This window comes from Clostridium sp. UBA5119 (genome assembly GCF_002414285.1).
Classification (GTDB): Bacteria; Bacillota; Clostridia; order Clostridiales; family Clostridiaceae; genus Clostridium_J; species Clostridium_J sulfidigenes.
The window spans coordinates 4,147-8,409 of record NZ_DHYX01000061.1 but is presented as its reverse complement, the minus strand read 5'-3'; the positions used below and the strand labels follow the sequence as shown (position 1 = coordinate 8,409).

Genomic DNA, 4,263 nt, shown 5'->3' with positions numbered 1-4,263 from the left:
AAATATAAAATATTAAATGATGATTTTGGAGATGAATCTTATGGTGTTGGTATACGAAAAGGTGATGAAGAATTGCTTGAGAAGCTTAATGAAGCCTTTGAGGATATAAAAAAAGATGGTACAGCTAAGAAAGTTTCCGAAAAGTGGTTTGGACAAGACATAATTAAATAGGAGTGTATTTATATGAATAATTTAATTACCCTATTACCACAAGTATTCCAAGGATTAAAAGTAACCATTGAGGTATTTATATTAACACTTGTAATTTCAATACCTCTTGGAATACTAGTTGCCCAGGGACGATTATCTAAAAACAAAATATTGAACAAAATAACAAGGGGGTACATTTTAATTATGAGAGGGACACCCCTACTCCTGCAAGTTGTATTTATATTTTTTGGTTTACCTATTATAGGGATAACCTTTAACAGATTTCCTGCTGCTATATTAGCATTTACTCTTAATTATGCAGCATATTTTGCAGAAATATTTAGGGCTGGAATAATTTCTATAGAGGAAGGACAATACGAAGGAGCTAAAGTTCTTGGCTTTTCTCAAAAATACATATTTTTCAAAATAATTCTTCCACAAGCTATTAAGAGAATACTTCCTGCTCTGGCAAATGAGACTATTACACTTGTAAAGGATACTGCCTTAGTGTATGTAGTTGGATTAGACGAACTACTAAAAGTTGGTAAAATAGCATCTAATACAGAAGCTTCTCTTATGCCCCTTTTAATAGTAGGAATGATATATTTACTTTTAATTGCATTATTTGGTGAAATCTTTAAAAAATTAGAAAAAAGGTATAGCTACTATCAATAGAGGAGGGTATATTGTGCTTAGAGTAATTGGATTAGAAAAAAGTTTTGGTGATAGTAAAGTTTTAAAAGGCGTAAACCTTGAAATAAAAGAAGGGGAAATCACTGTTATAGTAGGACCTTCTGGTGGTGGAAAAACCACCCTTCTTAGGTGTATAAGTGGATTAACTAAACCTGATAAGGGATCTATAATAATAAACAACAAGTATTTATACAAAGATGGAGAAGGGGCTCAAAGAAAGGAAAAGTTGGAAATACCGATGGATGTGGGGCTAGTATTTCAAAATTTTAATTTATTCCCACATATGAATGTTTTGGAAAATATTACAGAAGCTCCAAGGGTGGTATTGGGAGTTGCTATTGAAGAAGCTAAAAATGAAGCTAAAGAAATATTAGGTTTTTTAGGACTTGCAAATAAAGAAAATAGCTATCCATTTCAACTTTCAGGGGGACAAAAACAGCGAGTTGCCATAGGAAGGGCCCTTGCAATGAATCCAAAACTTATATGTTTTGATGAACCAACCTCTGCCCTAGATCCAACCATCACTGAAGAAGTAGCAAATCTTATAAAAAAATTAAGTATTGAAAAGGCCATGACAGTTTTAATTATTACTCATGATATGACTTTTGCAACTATAGTAGCAGATAGAATTTTATCTATGGATAATGGAGTATTAAAAAATGAACATATGTATATTTAAAGCGAGGATAATCTCTTTATGATGGGATTATCCTTATTTTTGTTTATTATTAGGGAAAGTTTGATATGAAAAATATGTAATGTACAAGTTGTATCTGTAATTAAAGTAGAAGTTAGAGCTTTTCATGGAATTCTTACAATAATGAAAGATAAAAGTATTCAAAGGATACATGAGCAATTAGAAATAATTAAACTTGCACTATATAAATCAAAAGTAGAGATATTAAATGAAGTTGAATTCCCTGTAATATCAAAGAAATTAACTGGTAGAATAGAGACACCTCAAAATCCAACTGAAAGAAATACCACAGTAAGACATGCAATCATTACTGGTGAATGCGGAGAACAAGGTCATTATGCTAAAAATAGTAGAATGCAACTACCTAAAAAATGGCTAAACTTGTTTGCAGGCATGGAAAATAATAAGTATGATACAAACTACAAAGAGGCCTTCTTTAAAGTCTCTAACCAATGTTGTTATCACATGAAGGAAAAGCCCCATGCGGTGATTGGTCAAAGGAACATGAAAGCTATCCTTACTTAGGTATGATGGCCTCAGAAGGTGGACAAAGAGAAGAATCATTAATATACCATGGTTGTAATTGTTATGGGAAAACAGTGATAAGAAGTGCGCCATTTGCAATATTTAAAAGACAAGACTTGTTGCAATTATCTTTAGATTTAAAAGTCNNCCAGATAGTACTCTATATAATACTAAAGCTCAGAGAACTGGATGTAGTATGTGTGGGTTTGGTGTACACATGGAAAAAAAGCCACATAGATTTGATAGATTAAGAGAGCGTAATCCTAAGGAGTGGAAATTTCGGATGTATAGATGTGTTACAGATCCGGAGACGGGAGAAAAATTTGGATGGGGTAAGGTATTAGATTATATAGGTGTAGAGTGGGAAGACATTCCTATTCAGATAGAACAATTAAGTTTTATTGCTTAAAGAAATTAGGTGATAAATTGAAACTCAAAAGATTAAGCAATATAAAGTGGATAGGTGGAAATGGGAATCATGGTCGGAGGATAATTTGGAATCAGCAGTTAGGTTTTATTACTTAATGAGGGTTTGCTTTGGAGGTGGAGGACATAAATATCGAAATGGAATTGGATTGTCAAAAACACAAAACAAGACCAAGCAATTAATAAGTGCAACAGAGCTTATACCTGGAATGGCTGAATTAATTAAAATATGGAATATATTAAAAGGATGGCAGAGGGTGAAATACTAAATTTTGAATTACAGCCAAAGTATACTCTTATTCCAATATTTAAGAAGGATGGCAAGACACATAGAGCTATAACATACACGCCGGACATCATCTAGATGGTTGTGAATAACTAATAGATGTTAAAGGATTTAGCACTCAGCAAGGGGAGTTAAGATATAAGATGTTTAACCATAAATACAAAGAAAAGCTTACATGGGTTGCTAGAAATTTAAAGTATGGAGGTAAGTATGGATTTGTAGATTATTTTGAATTAAAGAAGATTAGAAGGGAGAAAAAGAAACATGAATAAAATAAGCGAAAAGCTAGATTTATCAAGGAAGATATTAGACATAGATGTTGAGAGCCCAATATTTGATGAAATGAGAGGAGTATTAGATAAACAGATACAGAAAGTTATACAGTTGGTCTATGATGGTAACTTCCAAAGTGGAGAAATATCTCTTAAGTTAAACCTTGAACTACCTACACATTATAAAACAATACCAGAAGTAGATTCGGAAACTGGTGAAATGGTTGAAAGAGAATACAAGTATAAGAGACCTGTATTTGAACATAAACTTACAACCACACTAAAGAAACAATTTAAAGATGAAGGATCATATTCAAATGAAAGAGACGTTCAGCTTATAGATGGATATTTTATAGCAGTGCCATTCAAGAAAAATCAAATTAGTTTATTTGATAATTTAAATATGGAAATTAATCAAGAAGCATAAGGCGGAAATACTCATTAACAAGGGCACAGTATTACAACTGTGTTCTCATATGACAATCATATAATAATGGAGGGTATGTATGGTAATCGGGGATATAGCATATTCCAAAAGTAAAGATAGTTGAGGGAGATTACAATGACTCCCTCCTTTAATAAAATAGAAATTATTAATTAATTTGGTAGAAACGAGATTGCCAATCAGCAACTCCTCCTGTAAATAATATTTGAATTTGAGAAATAGGTTGGTTAGTTACAAAAAATCCATGACTTTCGTACCCGAGAATACGATTATCACCAAGTGCAAAAACTGAAGAACCACTGCCAACTATTTTTTGAGAAGATGAATTAACAGCAAGTGTAAATTCAAGTGAAAAAGCTGCATCGAGGGACCACCCGTTACGGCCAATATAAAAACCTCTATCATCCCATTCACCGAGCCCAGCATCTCCGCCCATATGAACAAAACTTCTATAAGCAGTATTGGCACCATTTACGCGAATTAAAAGTCTTTGATCGCCACCTTTGGCAGCCAATTTTCCGCTGGAATGTATTTTTATAAAACCATCTTTTACTGGAGAGCTTGGAACAAAAGTTAAACTTTGAGCATTAGCAGTTGAGTTATTAAAAACTAAATTCAATTTTATAACCTCACAATATTGTTATTTATAATATTTAGTTTCTAAGTATTAGGATTTCATAAGTCAGTAAATTTATGCATGGATATAATTGTGAGTATGCGGATAAAACGAAATAAGTATTTAAACTTGTTCTTTGAAAATTGAATAGTA

At 32.3% G+C, this 4,263-nt stretch carries 10 protein-coding genes; 9 read left to right on the top strand and 1 reads right to left on the bottom strand.

The window, feature by feature from the left end; translation table 11 throughout:
• From B2671_RS09990 to B2671_RS09955, 9 genes are all read left to right on the top strand, one after another.
• Nucleotides 1-171: transporter substrate-binding domain-containing protein (locus B2671_RS09990; RefSeq protein ID WP_346870299.1), on the top strand; the 171-nt coding region annotated here is incomplete at its 5' end.
• 12 nt (nt 172-183) lie between these two features.
• Nucleotides 184-825 (top strand): ABC transporter permease subunit, encoded by a 642-nt coding sequence (locus B2671_RS09985; protein ID WP_150843985.1) that lies wholly within the window; start codon nt 184-186, stop codon nt 823-825.
• Nucleotides 826-838: 13 nt separating this feature from the next.
• Nucleotides 839-1,522, top strand: coding sequence for an amino acid ABC transporter ATP-binding protein (locus tag B2671_RS09980; protein ID WP_346870275.1), 684 nt, complete (start codon nt 839-841; stop codon nt 1,520-1,522).
• A gap of 141 nt (nt 1,523-1,663) precedes the next feature.
• The gene (locus tag B2671_RS09975) at nt 1,664-2,065 is read left to right on the top strand and encodes a hypothetical protein (RefSeq protein ID WP_346870274.1); all 402 of its coding nucleotides are present in this window, start codon (nt 1,664-1,666) and stop codon (nt 2,063-2,065) included.
• A gap of 217 nt (nt 2,066-2,282) precedes the next feature.
• Nucleotides 2,283-2,474, top strand: a complete 192-nt coding sequence (locus tag B2671_RS09970; RefSeq protein ID WP_346870273.1) for a hypothetical protein — start codon at nt 2,283-2,285, stop codon at nt 2,472-2,474.
• An 85-nt stretch (nt 2,475-2,559) separates the two neighbouring features.
• Nucleotides 2,560-2,760: a hypothetical protein gene (locus B2671_RS09965; RefSeq protein WP_346870272.1), complete on the top strand. Its 201-nt coding sequence runs from the start codon at nt 2,560-2,562 to the stop codon at nt 2,758-2,760.
• Nucleotides 2,721-2,855: a DUF1064 domain-containing protein gene (locus tag B2671_RS17520; RefSeq protein ID WP_349679338.1), complete on the top strand. Its 135-nt coding sequence runs from the start codon at nt 2,721-2,723 to the stop codon at nt 2,853-2,855. Before B2671_RS09965 ends, B2671_RS17520 begins: the two co-directional genes overlap by 40 nt.
• A gap of 65 nt (nt 2,856-2,920) precedes the next feature.
• Nucleotides 2,921-3,049: a hypothetical protein gene (locus B2671_RS09960; protein WP_346870271.1), complete on the top strand. Its 129-nt coding sequence runs from the start codon at nt 2,921-2,923 to the stop codon at nt 3,047-3,049.
• Nucleotides 3,042-3,476 carry a hypothetical protein gene (locus tag B2671_RS09955; RefSeq protein WP_346870270.1) on the top strand — a complete coding sequence of 145 codons (435 nt, stop codon included), beginning with the start codon at nt 3,042-3,044 and terminating at the stop codon, nt 3,474-3,476. The genes B2671_RS09960 and B2671_RS09955 overlap by 8 nt, the downstream gene beginning before the upstream one ends.
• 166 nt (nt 3,477-3,642) lie before the next feature.
• On the opposite strand, the gene B2671_RS09950 is transcribed toward B2671_RS09955, so the two are convergent.
• Nucleotides 3,643-4,113, bottom strand: a complete 471-nt coding sequence (locus tag B2671_RS09950) for a hypothetical protein (protein ID WP_346870269.1) — start codon at nt 4,111-4,113, stop codon at nt 3,643-3,645.
• Nucleotides 4,114-4,263: the final 150 nt, after the last annotated feature.

What these genes read in the sequence shown, in the direction of transcription:
- B2671_RS09985 (WP_150843985.1), top strand. Translation starts at nt 184, where the DNA reads ATGAATAATTTAATTACCCTATTACCACAAGTATTCCAAGGATTAAAA.
- B2671_RS09975 (WP_346870274.1), top strand. Translation starts at nt 1,664, where the DNA reads ATGAAAGATAAAAGTATTCAAAGGATACATGAGCAATTAGAAATAATT.
- B2671_RS09970 (WP_346870273.1), top strand. Translation starts at nt 2,283, where the DNA reads ATGGAAAAAAAGCCACATAGATTTGATAGATTAAGAGAGCGTAATCCT.
- B2671_RS17520 (WP_349679338.1), top strand. Translation starts at nt 2,721, where the DNA reads ATGGAATATATTAAAAGGATGGCAGAGGGTGAAATACTAAATTTTGAA.
- B2671_RS09955 (WP_346870270.1), top strand. Translation starts at nt 3,042, where the DNA reads ATGAATAAAATAAGCGAAAAGCTAGATTTATCAAGGAAGATATTAGAC.
- B2671_RS09960 (WP_346870271.1), top strand. Translation starts at nt 2,921, where the DNA reads ATGTTTAACCATAAATACAAAGAAAAGCTTACATGGGTTGCTAGAAAT.